The 14,665-nt window shown below is 40.5% G+C and carries 15 protein-coding genes; 13 read left to right on the forward strand and 2 right to left on the reverse strand.

What is annotated here, in order from left to right:
- Window positions 1–3 precede the first annotated feature (3 nt).
- The 9 genes from infB to QYB95_RS12140 all read left to right on the forward strand — a co-directional run bounded on the left by infB (window position 4) and on the right by QYB95_RS12140 (window position 8,623).
- On the forward strand, window positions 4–2,346 hold the full coding sequence (gene infB / locus QYB95_RS12100) for a translation initiation factor IF-2 (RefSeq protein WP_301138585.1): 2,343 nt from the start codon (window positions 4–6) through the stop codon (window positions 2,344–2,346).
- On the forward strand, window positions 2,346–2,624 hold the full coding sequence (locus QYB95_RS12105) for a DUF503 domain-containing protein (protein ID WP_301138586.1): 279 nt from the start codon (window positions 2,346–2,348) through the stop codon (window positions 2,622–2,624). The genes infB and QYB95_RS12105 overlap by 1 nt, the downstream gene beginning before the upstream one ends.
- 129 nt (window positions 2,625–2,753) lie before the next feature.
- Window positions 2,754–3,095 (forward strand): 30S ribosome-binding factor RbfA, encoded by a 342-nt coding sequence (gene rbfA, locus QYB95_RS12110; RefSeq protein ID WP_301138587.1) that lies wholly within the window; start codon window positions 2,754–2,756, stop codon window positions 3,093–3,095.
- A 58-nt stretch (window positions 3,096–3,153) separates the two neighbouring features.
- Window positions 3,154–3,393 (forward strand): hypothetical protein, encoded by a 240-nt coding sequence (locus QYB95_RS12115; protein ID WP_301138588.1) that lies wholly within the window; start codon window positions 3,154–3,156, stop codon window positions 3,391–3,393.
- Window positions 3,394–3,416: 23 nt separating this feature from the next.
- Window positions 3,417–4,325: a tRNA pseudouridine(55) synthase TruB gene (gene truB / locus QYB95_RS12120; RefSeq protein WP_301138589.1), complete on the forward strand. Its 909-nt coding sequence runs from the start codon at window positions 3,417–3,419 to the stop codon at window positions 4,323–4,325.
- A 19-nt stretch (window positions 4,326–4,344) separates the two neighbouring features.
- A complete protein-coding gene (ribF, locus tag QYB95_RS12125; RefSeq protein ID WP_301138590.1) occupies window positions 4,345–5,301 on the forward strand; it encodes a riboflavin biosynthesis protein RibF in 957 nt (318 codons plus the stop codon).
- A gap of 130 nt (window positions 5,302–5,431) precedes the next feature.
- The gene (rpsO, locus tag QYB95_RS12130) at window positions 5,432–5,701 is read left to right on the forward strand and encodes a 30S ribosomal protein S15 (protein WP_301138591.1); all 270 of its coding nucleotides are present in this window, start codon (window positions 5,432–5,434) and stop codon (window positions 5,699–5,701) included.
- A gap of 436 nt (window positions 5,702–6,137) precedes the next feature.
- On the forward strand, window positions 6,138–8,252 hold the full coding sequence (pnp, locus tag QYB95_RS12135; protein WP_301138592.1) for a polyribonucleotide nucleotidyltransferase: 2,115 nt from the start codon (window positions 6,138–6,140) through the stop codon (window positions 8,250–8,252).
- 179 nt (window positions 8,253–8,431) lie between these two features.
- Window positions 8,432–8,623, forward strand: coding sequence for a hypothetical protein (locus QYB95_RS12140; protein ID WP_301138593.1), 192 nt, complete (start codon window positions 8,432–8,434; stop codon window positions 8,621–8,623).
- Window positions 8,624–9,237: 614 nt separating this feature from the next.
- Here QYB95_RS12140 and QYB95_RS12145 read toward each other — a convergent pair.
- Together QYB95_RS12145 and QYB95_RS12150 are read right to left on the reverse strand one after the other, a co-directional pair.
- On the reverse strand, window positions 9,238–10,521 hold the full coding sequence (locus tag QYB95_RS12145; protein WP_301138594.1) for an ABC transporter permease: 1,284 nt from the start codon (window positions 10,519–10,521) through the stop codon (window positions 9,238–9,240).
- Window positions 10,511–11,206 (reverse strand): ABC transporter ATP-binding protein, encoded by a 696-nt coding sequence (locus QYB95_RS12150; RefSeq protein WP_301138595.1) that lies wholly within the window; start codon window positions 11,204–11,206, stop codon window positions 10,511–10,513. The genes QYB95_RS12145 and QYB95_RS12150 overlap by 11 nt, the downstream gene beginning before the upstream one ends.
- Window positions 11,207–11,445: 239 nt before the next feature.
- Between QYB95_RS12150 and QYB95_RS12155 the strand changes: the two genes are divergently transcribed.
- The 4 genes from QYB95_RS12155 (at window position 11,446) to QYB95_RS12170 (ending at window position 14,654) form a co-directional block, all read left to right on the forward strand.
- Window positions 11,446–12,672 carry a M16 family metallopeptidase gene (locus QYB95_RS12155; protein WP_301138596.1) on the forward strand — a complete coding sequence of 409 codons (1,227 nt, stop codon included), beginning with the start codon at window positions 11,446–11,448 and terminating at the stop codon, window positions 12,670–12,672.
- Window positions 12,673–13,020: 348 nt separating this feature from the next.
- Entirely contained in the window at window positions 13,021–13,287 is a 267-nt protein-coding gene (locus QYB95_RS12160) for a YlmC/YmxH family sporulation protein (protein ID WP_301138597.1), read from the forward strand.
- On the forward strand, window positions 13,288–14,070 hold the full coding sequence (locus QYB95_RS12165) for a dipicolinate synthase subunit A (RefSeq protein ID WP_301138598.1): 783 nt from the start codon (window positions 13,288–13,290) through the stop codon (window positions 14,068–14,070). It abuts the gene before it with no gap.
- Entirely contained in the window at window positions 14,064–14,654 is a 591-nt protein-coding gene (locus tag QYB95_RS12170) for a dipicolinate synthase subunit B (RefSeq protein ID WP_301138599.1), read from the forward strand. The genes QYB95_RS12165 and QYB95_RS12170 overlap by 7 nt, the downstream gene beginning before the upstream one ends.
- The last annotated feature ends 11 nt before the right edge of the window (window positions 14,655–14,665 follow it).

The following is a 14,665-nucleotide window of genomic DNA, read 5'->3' on the forward strand; positions in this document are numbered from 1 at the left end:
CAGATGACCAAATTAAGAGTTCATGAATATGCGAAAAAAGTAAATAAATCAAGTAAAGAAGTAATCGAAGAACTTAAAAAAATAAACGTTACGGTTTCAAACCATATGTCGATGCTTGAAAGTGATGCTGTAACAAAATTGGATTCTGTTTTTAAAGGTTCTGCAACAAGAAACACAGAAGTACGAAATGAGAAGAAACAAGCTTCACCAAACGGTCAAAGGTCACAATCAAACGATAATCGTCCGAACCGTCCAGCAAATGGTTCAGCAAATAGACCGTCAAATAGCCAGGGCAATCGACCATCCAATGGTTCATCCAATAGACCGGCTAACAACAATTCAGCGAATCGTCCATCAAACAATTCAGCGAATCAACAAAAACCAATGTCACAAAATAGTGGCGAAAAATTTAAGAATGCAAAAGGTAACCAAAATCGAAATATGGCCCAAAATAATAATAACAACTCAAACAACAATAAAAATAAAGGCGGCTTCAACAACCAGCAACGCAAAAAGCCGGGTATTCACGGAGGCAAGCGCCGCCATCCAAAAACACATCAGCCAACTATTCCACAAGCTCCAAAAGAGTTGCCGGAAAAAATTACGTTTTATGAATCTCTATCAGTAGCGGAATTGGCGAAAAAACTTCACCGTGAACCTTCTGAAATCATCAAAAAATTATTCATGCTTGGCGTGATGGCAACGATCAACCAAGAATTAGACAAAGATGCAATCGAGCTAATCTGTGCTGATTATGGCGTAGAAGTTGAAGAAGAAGTGCGTATTGATAAAACGGACTTAGATGTTTACTTCGACCAAACAGAGGTTGTGGAGGAACAACAAGTAATACGTCCACCAGTTGTAACAATCATGGGGCACGTTGACCATGGTAAAACGACATTGCTTGACTCAATCCGTAATTCAAAAGTAACTGCTGGTGAAGCAGGTGGGATTACTCAGCATATCGGTGCATACCAAGTTAAAATCGATGACAAAAAAATTACATTCCTGGATACCCCTGGACATGCTGCGTTTACAACAATGCGTGCTCGTGGTGCAAGTATTACGGATTTAGCAATCATCGTTGTTGCTGCTGATGACGGTGTAATGCCGCAAACAGTTGAAGCAATCAACCATGCAAAAGCGGCAGAAGTGCCAATTATTGTTGCAGTGAATAAAATGGATAAGCCATCAGCTAACCCGGATCGTGTAATGCAAGAATTGACTGAGCACGGCCTGGTACCTGAAGATTGGGGCGGCGATACAATTTTCGTTCCAATATCTGCCTTAAAAGGTGAGGGTATTGATACGCTTTTAGAGATGATACTATTAGTGTCTGAAGTAGCTGAATTAAAAGCTAATCCAAGCCGTTCAGCGATCGGTACAGTTATTGAAGCACAGCTGGATAAAGGCCGCGGTTCTGTTGCAACATTATTAGTTCAAGATGGAACATTGCGTGTAGGTGACCCAATTGTAGTAGGTCATGCTTATGGACGTGTTCGTGCGATGGTAAATGACCTTGGCCGCCGAGTAAAAGAAGCAGGTCCTTCAACTCCGGTTGAAATCACTGGTATTAACGAAGTGCCGCAAGCTGGTGACCGTTTTGTAGTCTTTGAAGATGAGAAAACTGCCCGCCAAGTGGGTGAATCTCGTGCAATGACGGCAATCCAGGCAAACCGTTCTGAAAAACAACGCGTAACGTTGGATAACCTATTTGAACAAATGTCTCATGGCGAAGTTAAGGAATTAAACTTAATCGTCAAAGCCGATGTTCAAGGTACTGTAGAAGCAATGGCTGCATCTTTAATGAAAATCGATGTAGAAGGCGTAAACGTGAAAATCATTCACACTGGCGCTGGTGCGATTACAGAATCAGATATTTCATTAGCTGCTGCTTCAAACGCAATCGTAATTGGATTCAACGTTCGTCCGGACGTGAATGCAAAACGTGCTGCCGATGAAGAAGGCGTAGATATCCGTTTACACCGTATCATTTACAAAGTGATCGAAGAAATCGAAGCGGCGATGAAAGGGATGCTGGATCCAGAATTTGAAGAGAAAATTATTGGTCAAGCAGAAGTTCGCCAAACGATTAAAGTATCAAAAGTTGGTACAATCGCTGGTTCTTATGTAACTGAAGGTAAAGTGACGCGTGATTCAGGCGTTCGTATCATTCGCGAAGGAATCGTTGTTTTTGAAGGCGAATTGGATTCACTGAAACGTTTCAAAGACGATGCAAAAGAAGTGGCTAGAGGCTACGAATGTGGTATCACAATCAAAAACTTCAATGACATCAAAGAAGGCGACATTATCGAAGCCTTCGTAATGGAAGAAATTAAACGATAATGATCGTTTATGCGGAAGTTGAGTTCATCATTTCTGATTCACATTCGTTAAAAGAAAAGCGAGCTGTTCTCCAGCGAATGATTACCCGAACAAAACAGAAATTCAATGTTTCTGTTGCAGAAATAGATCATCAAAATGTGTGGCAACGGACAAGAATCGCTCTTGTCTGTGTGTCCTCATCCAAGATGAGTGCAGAGCGAGAAATCAATCATGCACTAAACTTCCTACAGTCCAATCCATCCTGGGAACAACTCGAGGTTTGGACGGACTACTTATAACAAGAAGCGTAAAGAAAATTTTCAAGATAATAAATTGTCCTCTTACAACACAACTCGTTTGCTTTTTCCAAGCATTGGGTAAGTGACACAAGAGGCAATTTTTTATCTATATTTGAGAGGTGTCACTATATGTCATTACGTTCAAATCGAATAGCAGAACAGATGAAAAAAGAGCTTGGTGATATCATCACTCGTAAATTAAAAGACCCGCGTGTCGGGTTTGTAACAATTACAGATGTAGACGTTACTGGTGACTTGCAACAAGCAACCGTCTATATTTCATCTCTGGGCAATGACCGGGAACGTGAAGATACACTAAAAGCTTTAGGCAAAGCTGCAGGGTTCATCCGTACTGAAATTGGTCATCGCATCCGCTTGCGTCGAACGCCGGAAATTACATTTGAATTTGATTCATCTGTAGAATATGGCAACAAAATCGATGCACTATTACGTTCACTAAATGATGAATAATTGATCGATTAAAAGTAAAGTCTACATCTGCATAACTAAGTGCGATGTAGGCTTTTTATTGTTGAGAATTAATCGGATCTTAACTAGTTTGAAGCGGCTTGAATTTGATAAAATTATGTCGAGACTAATAAAAATACGATTAGTTATTTTGAAGTGGCGAGATTATTGGGCAAAGTGGCTAGAATTCGACAAAAAGTGGCTAGATTATCAGTCAAAGTGGCTAGTATATCAGCAAAAATGGCGAGATTCCCACAAAACACCAGCTGTACATCGAATTTCAACGCAAAAACAATCATAAACAACTTCCAAAGGAGAACACATATGAACGGGATTTTACCTCTCTGGAAAGAACGGGGCATGACAAGTCATGATTGCGTCTTTAAATTACGAAAAATATTAAAAACAAAAAAGGTAGGCCACACGGGCACACTGGATCCAGCTGTTGAAGGCGTACTGCCAATTTGCATTGGACAAGCTACAAGAATAGCAGAATACTTAACCGATGCGGGTAAAACCTATGAAGCAGTAGTATCAATCGGGAGAACAACAACAACTGAAGATGCAGAGGGCGAAACGGTTGAAGAGGATTTAACCTATAAATCAATTTCTCGTGCAATGCTCCTGGAAGCCCTTGAATCATTAACAGGAGAAATCGAACAAACACCACCCATGTATTCAGCGGTGAAAGTTAATGGGAAAAGGCTTTATGAATATGCGCGTAAGGGTCAAATTGTAGAACGCCCAACAAGAAAAGTAACGATTTATGCTTTAGAACTACTTGATGATGACCAAAACTTCGATGGAGAAGAAGTGACTTTCCGTATCCGCATCGCATGCAGCAAAGGGACGTATATCCGCACGCTGGCTGTTCAAATTGGCGAAAAACTGGGTTACCCAGCACATATGGCTTCACTTGTACGAACAGCATCTGGCACATTTACCGAAAAAGAATGTGTTACTCTAAAGCAGGTGGAGGAAATCATGAATGAAGGAAAGATTAATGACGTACTTCTACCGGTAGAATACGCACTGTCACCCTATCCCTTCATAGAAGTTGACGAAGCCAATGAGAAGCAAATTTTGAATGGACAAGTACTTCCCATTCATGCATTATTGAAAGAACATGATAAAATTGTTTATAGCATTCAACATAGGGCGTATGCTGTTTATACACAACATCCAACAAAAGAAGGGTTCATGAAGCCAGAGAAAATGTTCCCGAACAATTGATTAGGAGGCAAATTCCGTAATGAAGGTCGTTCATTTAAAATATCCGCATCAACTAAATCAATCACATGAATTCTCTACTGCCTATTCCCTAGCGGTAGGCTTCTTTGATGGGGTACATAAAGGGCATCAAGCTGTAATACAAAATGCAAAGGAAATGGCAGAGCAGCTCAATATCGAAAGTGCTGTCATGACCTTTGATCCACATCCCTCGATCGTTTTAGGCGGACGCAGGGAAAAGGTTTTTTACATAACGCCGCTCCAGCAGAAACTTGATGTATTAAAAGATTACGGGGTAGAAAATGTCTTTGTCGTTCAATTTACCTCTGATTTTGCAAAACTATCGCCAGAAGATTTTATCCAATATTTTATAAAAGATCTGAATGTAAAACATGTTACGGCCGGCTTTGATTTCTCTTTCGGCCAATTCGGAAAAGGCAGTATGGAGACGATGAAAGAACTAAGTAACGGCGAGTACGGTGTGACGATCATTGACAAACAAAGTGATCAAGAAGAAAAAATCAGTTCGACAAGAATCCGTAATTACCTGCAAGATGGCGAGATGGATAGTGCTGCAAAGCTTCTGGGACGTGCATTTGAAGTGCCGGGGATTGTGGTCCATGGAGACAAACGAGGCCGTACAATTGGTTTCCCTACTGCCAACATCCAATCGATGGAGGGAAGTTTTATTCCGGCAACAGGCGTGTACGCAGTCAAGATTCTTGTTCAAAATAAATGGTATGACGGGGTTTGCAATGTAGGGTATAAACCGACTTTTAAAAACCCTGAGGACAAACAACTATCCATCGAAGTGCATATCCTGGACTTCGATAAAAATATTTATGGTGAAGAAGTAAAAGTAGGCTGGTATAAACGAATCCGCAGCGAGAAAAAATTTGATGGCATCGAATCTTTAAAAGCCCAAATAGAAAAAGATAAAAACGAAGCCATCGAATATTTTGCGTCCTATTCGTTATAGTTGAATGTCAAACAGAAGTATGGTACTATTCATTAAGTGCCAAAGCACAAACCTTGGCTCGGCTTTTCGATTCTCCAACGACTGCTGTGCCACAGGGGTAAAATAATTATTATTAGGAGGTCCATTCAACATGGCAATTACAAAAGAACGCAAAAATGAAATTATCGCTGAGTACCAAACTCACGAAGGAGATACAGGTTCTCCAGAAGTGCAAATCGCAGTATTAACTGCTGATATCAACGCTTTAAACGCTCACTTAAGCACTCACAAAAAAGACTTCCACTCTCAACGTGGTCTTCTTAAAAAAATCGGTCGTCGTCGTCACTTATTAAAATATCTTCGTGAAACTGACGTGCAACGCTACCGTGAATTAATCAAACGTTTAGGCTTACGTCGATAATAAATGTGCAAAGCAGCTACTTTGGCTTGAAGCTACAGCATCTCTCCATGAGAAGCGAATATGCTAAAAGCCAAGCTGCCTAGCTAGACATAAGGAAGCGGGCAACGTTCCTGTGGTTAGAGAAAGCGGGAACATTCCCGCTTTTTATTTATGTAAAAAGTATATGGTCAAATATAACAATTTCACCGATACAAAGTATTTAATTGTAAAATTTGGACATGTTAAAAGAAGACAATAAATAGGTCGTATTCAATCATTCGTTGAAAAATGAACTGATTTTAAGATAATAGATAAATATCTCCTAAAATAATTGTAAAAATTATACGAATTAGACATAATTAAATTGAAAATATTTAGCATATAAATTGGTTTTTTGATACACTTACTATGATTATAGTCGTGAAGTAGTGTGTTTCAAGAGAAAGGGGTTCATTAAATGACCGAAAAGAAAGTCTATTCATATGAATGGGCTGGCCGACAACTAGTAGTAGAAGTAGGACAGCTAGCAAAACAAGCAAACGGTGCTGCATTAATTCGATACGGTGAATCAGCGGTACTTTCAACAGCAACAATGTCAAAATCACCTAAACCATTAGATTTCTTCCCACTAACAGTGAACTATGAAGAACGTCTATACGCAGCAGGTAAAATTCCTGGAGGATTCATTAAACGTGAAGGACGTCCATCTGAGCATGCGATCTTGGTTTCACGCCTTATTGACCGTCCAATCCGTCCAATGTTCCCGGATGGCTTCCGTAATGAAGTACAAGTTATTTCAATGGTAATGTCATCCGATCCAAACTGCCCTACAGATGTAGCTGCCATGTTCGGTTCTTCTTTAGCTTTGGCTGTTTCGGATATTCCATTTGATGGCCCTATCGCCGGAGTTCATGTTGGTTATATCGATGGCGAATTCGTTCTTAACCCAACAACGGAACAATCAGAAAAAAGTACGATCCACCTAACTGTGGCAGGAAACAAAGATGCCATAAACATGGTTGAAGCTGGTGCTTTGGAAGTACCTGAAGAAATCATGCTTGAAGCAATTATGTTCGGTCATGAGGAAATTAAGAAATTAATCGCTTTCCAAGAACAAATTGTGGCAGAAGTAGGCAAAGAAAAAATTGCAGTTGAGTTATATGAAATCAACGAAGAACTTCAATCACAAGTAAAAGCTATGTGTGAAGAGGAAATGATTGCTGCAATCCAGACAGTAGAAAAACATGCCCGCGAAGAAGCGATCGGTGTCGTGAAAGAACGCGTCATGGCTAGCTACGAAGAACAAGAAGCAGATGATGAAACACTAAAACAAGTAAGAACAATTCTAGATAAAATGGTGAAAGAAGAAGTTCGCCGCCTAATTACACAAGACAAAGTGCGTCCAGATGGCCGTAAACCGGATGAGATCCGTCCATTATCTTCTGAAGTAGGATTATTGGAACGTACTCACGGTTCAGGGTTGTTCACACGTGGACAAACTCAGGCTTTATCCATTTGTACATTAGGACCGCTGGGCGATGTTCAAATTATTGATGGCCTAGGTCTTGAAGAATCGAAACGCTTTATGCACCACTACAACTTCCCGCAATTCTCGGTTGGGGAAACAGGACCAATCCGTGGACCAGGTCGTCGTGAAATCGGTCACGGTGCTTTAGGTGAGCGTGCATTATTGGCAGTTATTCCTGATGAAGCAGACTTCCCATACGCAATCCGTTGTGTATCAGAAGTGCTGGAATCGAACGGTTCAACTTCCCAAGCTTCTATCTGTGCATCAACTCTTGCAATGATGGATGCAGGTGTTCCAATTAAAGCTCCTGTTGCTGGTATCGCAATGGGTCTTGTGAAAAAAGGCGAACACTATACAATCTTGACGGATATCCAAGGAATGGAAGATCACCTGGGAGACATGGACTTTAAAGTAGCTGGTACGGCTAAAGGGGTAACGGCACTTCAAATGGACATCAAAATCGATGGTCTTTCTCGCAACATCCTGGAAGAAGCTCTACAACAAGCAAAAGCAGGACGCATGATCATCCTTGAATCAATGCTTGCAACACTTGCTGAGTCTCGTACAAGCCTATCGAAATACGCGCCGAAAATCGAAGTGATTAAAATCAATCCGGACAAAATCCGCGACGTAATCGGATCCGGCGGTAAAACGATCAACAAAATTATAGATGAAACAGGCGTGAAAATCGATACAGAACAAGACGGTACAATCTACATCTCTTCTGCAAATGAAGAAATGAACAAACGTGCCAAAGAAATTATCGAGTCGATCGTACGTGAAGCTAAAGTAGGCGAGTACTACATGGCAACAGTAAGACGTATCGAAAAATTCGGTGCCTTCTGTGAAATCTTCCCAGGAAAAGACGGTTTGCTGCACATTTCGGAAATTCAAGAAGAACGTACGAACAAAGTAGAAGACGTACTAAAACTTGGCGACGAATTACTAGTAAAAGTCATCGAAATCGACAACCAAGGCCGCGTCAACCTTTCACGCAAAATCGTGCTGAAAGAAGAAAAAGAACGCGCTGCACAAGCTGAATAATCGTAGTGAGATGAGTGGAGAAAATGTATAATTTTCTCCGCTTTTTTTTGTTGGGGAGAGAGTTGTTTGGATTAGGATTTGGTTTATCTGAATTGAATGAAAAAGATAGTCATCTGAGTGATGAAACGCGTTATGAAGGAAATGGGAGTGCAAGATGTGTTTGATAAGGGAGATGAAACGTGTTTTGGAAGAAATGGGAGTGCAAGCTGCGTTTTATAAGGGAAATGAAACGCGTTTTGGAAGAAAAGGTAGTGCAAGATGCGTTTGATAAGGGACATGAAACGCGTTTTGGAAGAAATGGAGTGCAAGATGCATTTGATAAGGGAGATGAAACGCGTTCTGGAAGAAAAGGTAGTGCAAGATACGTTTGATAAAGGGGATGAAACGTGTTTTGGAGGAGAGAGAAGTGCAAGATGCGTTTGATGAGAGAGATGAAACGTGTTCTGGAAGAAAAAGAAGCGCGAGATGCGTTTGATAAAGGGGATGAAACGTGTTTTGGAGGAAAATGAAGCGCGAGATGCGTTTGATAAGGGGGATGAAACGTGTTTTGGAGGAAAAGGTAGTGCAAGAGGCGTTTGATAAAGGGGATGAAACGTGTTTTGGAGGAAAATGAAGCGCAAGATGCGTTTGATGAGAGAGATGAAACGTGTTCTGGAAGAAAATGAAGCGCGAGATGCGTTTGATAAAGGGGATGAAACCTGTTTTGGAGGAAAATGAAGCGCGAGATGCGTTTGATAAGGGGGATGAAACGTGTTTTGGAGGATAATGAAGCGCAAGATGCGTTTGATGAGGGTGTTAGATGAAACGCGTTTTGGAAGAGAAAAAAGAGCCAGATACGTTTCATAGAAAGGATAAAACGCATTATGGTGAAAGTAAGACAACCAGTTGAGGTTTCAAGAAGGATATAAATCAAAGCGCAAAAAAAGAGTCATCTCACAAATCGGCCCAATTTCACCACCGATTCCCAAGGTAACTCTTTTCTCTTTTACAATTCCTGTCTCAAAGCTTGAATCACTTCAATTTTCGTAGCATTTCTGGCTGGTCGTAAGCCGGAGAGAATTGCGACCGCCAAGCTAATGCCTCCTGCAATCACCACTAAACTCCACGGGATCAAAGAAAACGTAATCTCATAAGACGACAAATCCTCGTCCGATAAAGCGAAAGATACAACATACGGTAAAATTGCATTAGCTGCAAAACTTACTGCATATGAAACGATTACCGCTAACATTGTGCCCAATAAACCAATAAACGTACTCTCCATCAAGAATAGGCGCTGAATTAATGAAGGGGAAGCACCGATCGCCTTTAAAACACCGATTTCGCGTGTCCGTTCCGTAACTGCCATCGTCATCGTATTAAATATGCCGATGGATGCAATCAGGATCGCAATGGTACCAATGAAAATCAGTCCAATTTTAAAAATTAAGAAAAACATGTCCAGTTCTTCTAGTTGTTCTACCTGGGAATAGACTTGATAGTTTTGTTCTTTTAAAAGTTCCAAGACAGGCATTACATTTTCAATGGAATCTACATAAATCGTTGTTGCCGGATAGGTAATCAACTCAGGAAACTCACCCAGAAGTGAATCGCTAAACATAATTTTCGAATCAACAAACCATTCATAAGAAGGTCTGCTTAACACCCCGACAATAGTAAAAGTAGCCGGTTCCATATATTCCTGTGTGTTCTCATCGTAAAACTGCAGCGTTACTTCTTTATTTAATAGCTCACCCTTGTAGCCTTCCTCTGAACTGTCATAATAAGTGCCCTCTTGTTCCGCCTTTTGGGATTTTTGTTCAATAGCGGCTATATCCTCTTCATTCAGTAAATTTTGAGCATAATGATAGCCGACAACAATTTCATTCGGTTCCTTCGGTAATCGGCCTTCACTCAAAGTAGAAGGAAGTTGTTGCTGCGCTTCCATATCAACGATGGATGCGTTGGATTCGCCTTCACGGTCCTCTAAGGTTGATTTAACCATTCCGCTGATGTCTGCCTTATTTAAAACAACATTGACATGATCGATTCCCTCGATATACTCCTGGTCTTTCTCTGAAAGGATTTCATCTCCCCAAAGTTCAATTTGCGTAATGGCTTCATCATTCAAAATCTCATTTTCCATCGTTTGCTGGATACCAAATCCAATCGATGCCAGCACAATTAAAAAAGCACAGCCGATCATGGCGGCCAATACGGTCATGGTAACCCGAAGTTTATTTTTCTTCATATGTTGTAAAACGAATTGTAGTTGATCCTTAAATAACATGCAGCATTCCTCCAACCAATACGCCATCTGTCATGCGGAATTGGCGGTCTGCAATGGAAGCCACTTCTTCGTCATGGGTAATGATGACAAAAGTTAAATTTTCATTTTTGTTCAGTAGCCTGATAAGAGAGAGAATTTCCTGCTCTGTTTGGGAGTCGAGGCTTCCAGTAGGCTCGTCCGCTAAAATTATCGGTGGGTTTGTAATCATTGCTCTGGCAATCGAAACACGTTGCTGTTGCCCACCGGAAAGTTCATTTGGATAATGATCGGCAACTGATGTCAATCCGACTTTCTTCAGTAATTCAGCCACTTTCTTTTCCCGAATTGCCCGACTCACCCCTTTTAATTTCAATGGAAGTTCGATGTTTTCGAACACTGTTTGAGATGGGAGTAATTGGAAGTTCTGAAAGATGAAACCGAAATGATCGAGACGAAATGCCGCACTTTGCTTTTCTGTAAAACCAGCAATTTCGGTATTATTCACTAAAATTGAGCCAGAATCCGGCTTCATAAATCCAGCGATCGTTTGCAACAGGGTAGATTTCCCTGACCCGCTTTTTCCGACAATGGCCACAATTTCCCCTGTCTGTATGTGAAAGTTAATGCCTTTTAGGACCTCGACCTTCCTTTCGTGTCCCTTCTTGCCGATGGAGAAGGTGTGATGGAGAGATTTAACTGTTATCATATGAGTTCATTCCTTTATCTAATGTGATAACTTCATTGTAGGGTTTGAATATGAAGATAAAGGAAGGAAAATTCTGAAGAAATTCTTAAGAATCATTCCATAAGAAGCGTAGAATAAAAAGTTTCTAAGTTGAAGGTTCGAACAGTTTAGCATATGATTAATCAAATGGGCATTAAAGATGTTCGACTGGCGTATAATGACGTCTCAGTAAAAGAAAAGCAGATAGGTGAGGGGAAAATTTGGTTAAAGTTTATACTTGTCAAAATGGTGTTCGAATTGTTTCAGAGGAGATTCAACATGTACGTTCCATCTCGGTTGGTATTTGGGTAGGGGCTGGCTCTCGATTTGAACTGCCGGAAGAAAACGGAATAACACATTTTATTGAACATATGTTGTTTAAAGGGACAAAAACAAGATCAGCTAGACAAATTGCTGAAGAGTTTGACCGCATCGGAGGGGAAATTAACGCCTTTACATCAAAGGAGAATACTTGCTATTATGCAAAAGTATTAGATCATCATGGTGAACTGGCTGTTTCGATTTTGGCCGATATGTTTTTCAATTCAACTTTTGATGCAAACGAATTGGATAAAGAACGTCAAGTCGTTCTGGAAGAGATCCTTATGAGCGAAGATGCTCCGGATGATGATGTACACGAGCAATTATGGCACGTGATGTATCCTCAGGATGCTTTAGGACTGCCAATCTTGGGGACGAATAAGACGCTTGCAACCTTTACGGGTGAAACAATTCGTCATTATATGGAGAAATATTATTACCCAGAAAATATTGTGATATCAGTTGCCGGAAATGTAACAAAGGAATTACTTTTACATATTGAAAAGCTCTTTGGTCAGTATGAACGTTCATCCAAAGCTGTTGATACAACACTGACGCACCCAGCATTTCATTCGGGCAAATTTGTAAAAGAACGGGATGTGGAGCAATCCCATCTTGCAATTTCCTATCCTGCTATAGGGGTAAAGGATCCGATGTTAAATAGTTTTATTGCGTTAAACAACATTGTTGGAGGGAATATGTCTTCTCGACTATTCCAGGAAGTAAGAGAAGAGCGTGGTTTAGCCTATACGATTTACTCGTATCAGTCCTGCTATGCGGATGTTGGTGCATTTACCATTTACGGAAGTACGAACAATCAACAACTTTCCGTGATGCATGAAACGATCAACACAACATTACAAAAAGTGCGGACAGACGGAATCACTGAAACAGAACTGCTCAATGCAAAAGAACAGCTGAAAGGAAGCTTTGTTCTGGGATTGGAAGGCACCAATTCCCGCATGAGCCGAAACGGCCGAAATGAATTGATTCATGGTCGACATAAATCCATCGATGAAATTATTTCGGATATTGATGAGGTTTCTATGGATAAAGTCAATCATCTCATCGATACAATCTTATCGGCTGAACCTGCCATCTCCATCATTGGGCAAGGGGTAAAATAATCAAAATGGTTGTCTTCTATATATAGGAGATAGCCATTTTTTTGTCTATCATGAACCTTGCTAGAATTGGCGAAATTTATGTTTTTCTTGGTGGATTCAGTAATAATATGAAGGTCTCTTTTAGTAAATTAAACTATCTGCATACTTTTGCAGAAAAGAAAACAAGTTGATTTTAACAAAAATTTCCATAAGACTACTTGCTATAAAATGTTCCTGCTGAACTTACCACTTTCAAAAACGGAACTGCAACGCGAGGAAACTTCCCTGTTAATGGGAGATTCGAAAAAAAGGGCACCAACAATTCTTGTGTAGCATATAGTATCAATAAGCTCATGGAGGAGGGAAAACATGCTGCTATCGGAGCTTGCGGAGAAGGAATTGATTGAAATGGAAAACGGTGTGAGGTATGGCTATTTAGCTGAAACGGAATGTCTGTTTGATCCCAAAACAGGTAAGATTTTTGGTTTTGAACTGCATGAACAATCATCAAAAATGCCATTCCAGAAGAAAAAAGCAACTACACCGTTATTTATTCCTTGGGAAGAAATTCATCTCATTGGCGAGGATCGAATTTTATTCCACCGAACATCATCAAAAAGAAGGCAGTTTGACTAGATGACTGAAGAGAAATGGCTCGTTGTTGGTACAGATATGCGCATGAAAGTGTTAGCGAAAAATTTAAGCAATGATCACCGGACAGTTTATTATAAAAATTTGGCAGTGTGGGATGAAGAGCTAAACCGAACAGTTCTTGAGTTTCATCCTGATTTTGTTGTGCTGCCCATTCATCCATTAAAAATAGAAGTGCCGCTTGTTTTAGGGCTTTCCAATGCTGTTGTTTTTGCTGGAAAGCTAAATGAAGAATGGCAAGAGATACTAGAAGATAACGAAACGCATTTTTATTTGGAAGATGAAGGGTTCATATGGCACAATGCCGTTTTAACAGCTGAAGCATTTGTATCAAGTTTTTATAATACAAAAAGGGCGATCATGGGGAAAAAGTTTATTGTTACCGGTTTTGGCCGAGTAGCGAAAATGGTTGCACATATCCTAAGCAGTATGGGAGCGGAGGTTTGCATTGCGGTGCGTTCCAATGTGCAGCTGAACGAAGCCAGGGCATTCCGATATCAAGCCGTGGATTTAAATGATGTCGGAGAAATTGACGGGGATTTCTTTATTAACACGATTCCTGCAAAATGGCTGGATGAACAATTCAATAAAAATATCACTATGCCGATTTATGATTTAGCCTCCTATCCTGGGTGTTTACAAGATGGTATCATTCGCAAGCAGTATGAACTGTTGCCTGCATTGCCAGGAAAGTTTTTCCCTGAAGATGCTGGAAATGTACTATATGAATCAATTGTTGAACAATTAAGGAGGAGACACACTTGCTAGAAGGTAAACGAATAGGGCTAGGTATAACAGCATCCCATTGTACGTACGAAGATGTCATACCGAAAATTGAGAACTTCACCAAAGTGGGAGCCACAGTTGTTCCTATTATTACTCATTCCGTGTTAACGGCTGCAACGCGATTTGGAACAGGGGAAGAATGGATTCAAAAAATCGAGGCACTGACAGGAGAAAAGGTGGTTTCTTCTATAGTAGAGGCTGAGCCATTCGGACCGAAAAACCCTCTGGATTGCATGGTCATTGCACCGATGACAGGCAACTCAATCAGCAAATTTGCCAATGCCTCAACAGATAGCCCGGTATTGATGGCGGCAAAAGCAACTCTTCGAAATGGATCGCCTGTTGTGCTGGGAATTTCGACAAATGATGCCCTTGGTTTAAACGGCATCAATATCATGAAGCTCATGAACTCCAAAAATATTTACTTTATTCCATTCGGTCAAGATGATCCAATTAACAAACCAAACTCTTTAATCTCCGACTTCACCAAAATGGTAGATACCGTCGAGCATGCGATCAATCACAAAAAACAGCTGCAGCCTCTTCTTATCCAGTATTCAAAATAACTAAAAATTCT

Origin of the sequence: Ureibacillus aquaedulcis, assembly GCF_030418165.1 — a bacterium.
GTDB lineage: Bacteria > Bacillota > Bacilli > Bacillales_A > Planococcaceae > Ureibacillus > Ureibacillus aquaedulcis.

Excerpts from the sequence above, each read along its gene's own strand:
- infB (WP_301138585.1), top strand. The coding sequence starts at position 4 with ATGACCAAATTAAGAGTTCATGAATATGCGAAAAAAGTAAATAAATCA.
- rpsO (WP_301138591.1), top strand. The coding sequence starts at position 5,432 with ATGGCAATTACAAAAGAACGCAAAAATGAAATTATCGCTGAGTACCAA.
- truB (WP_301138589.1), top strand. The coding sequence starts at position 3,417 with ATGAACGGGATTTTACCTCTCTGGAAAGAACGGGGCATGACAAGTCAT.
- QYB95_RS12160 (WP_301138597.1), top strand. The coding sequence starts at position 13,021 with ATGCTGCTATCGGAGCTTGCGGAGAAGGAATTGATTGAAATGGAAAAC.
- rbfA (WP_301138587.1), top strand. The coding sequence starts at position 2,754 with ATGTCATTACGTTCAAATCGAATAGCAGAACAGATGAAAAAAGAGCTT.
- QYB95_RS12105 (WP_301138586.1), top strand. The coding sequence starts at position 2,346 with ATGATCGTTTATGCGGAAGTTGAGTTCATCATTTCTGATTCACATTCG.
- pnp (WP_301138592.1), top strand. The coding sequence starts at position 6,138 with ATGACCGAAAAGAAAGTCTATTCATATGAATGGGCTGGCCGACAACTA.
- QYB95_RS12145 (WP_301138594.1), bottom strand. The coding sequence starts at position 10,521 with ATGTTATTTAAGGATCAACTACAATTCGTTTTACAACATATGAAGAAA.
- ribF (WP_301138590.1), top strand. The coding sequence starts at position 4,345 with ATGAAGGTCGTTCATTTAAAATATCCGCATCAACTAAATCAATCACAT.
- QYB95_RS12150 (WP_301138595.1), bottom strand. The coding sequence starts at position 11,206 with ATGATAACAGTTAAATCTCTCCATCACACCTTCTCCATCGGCAAGAAG.
- QYB95_RS12165 (WP_301138598.1), top strand. The coding sequence starts at position 13,288 with ATGACTGAAGAGAAATGGCTCGTTGTTGGTACAGATATGCGCATGAAA.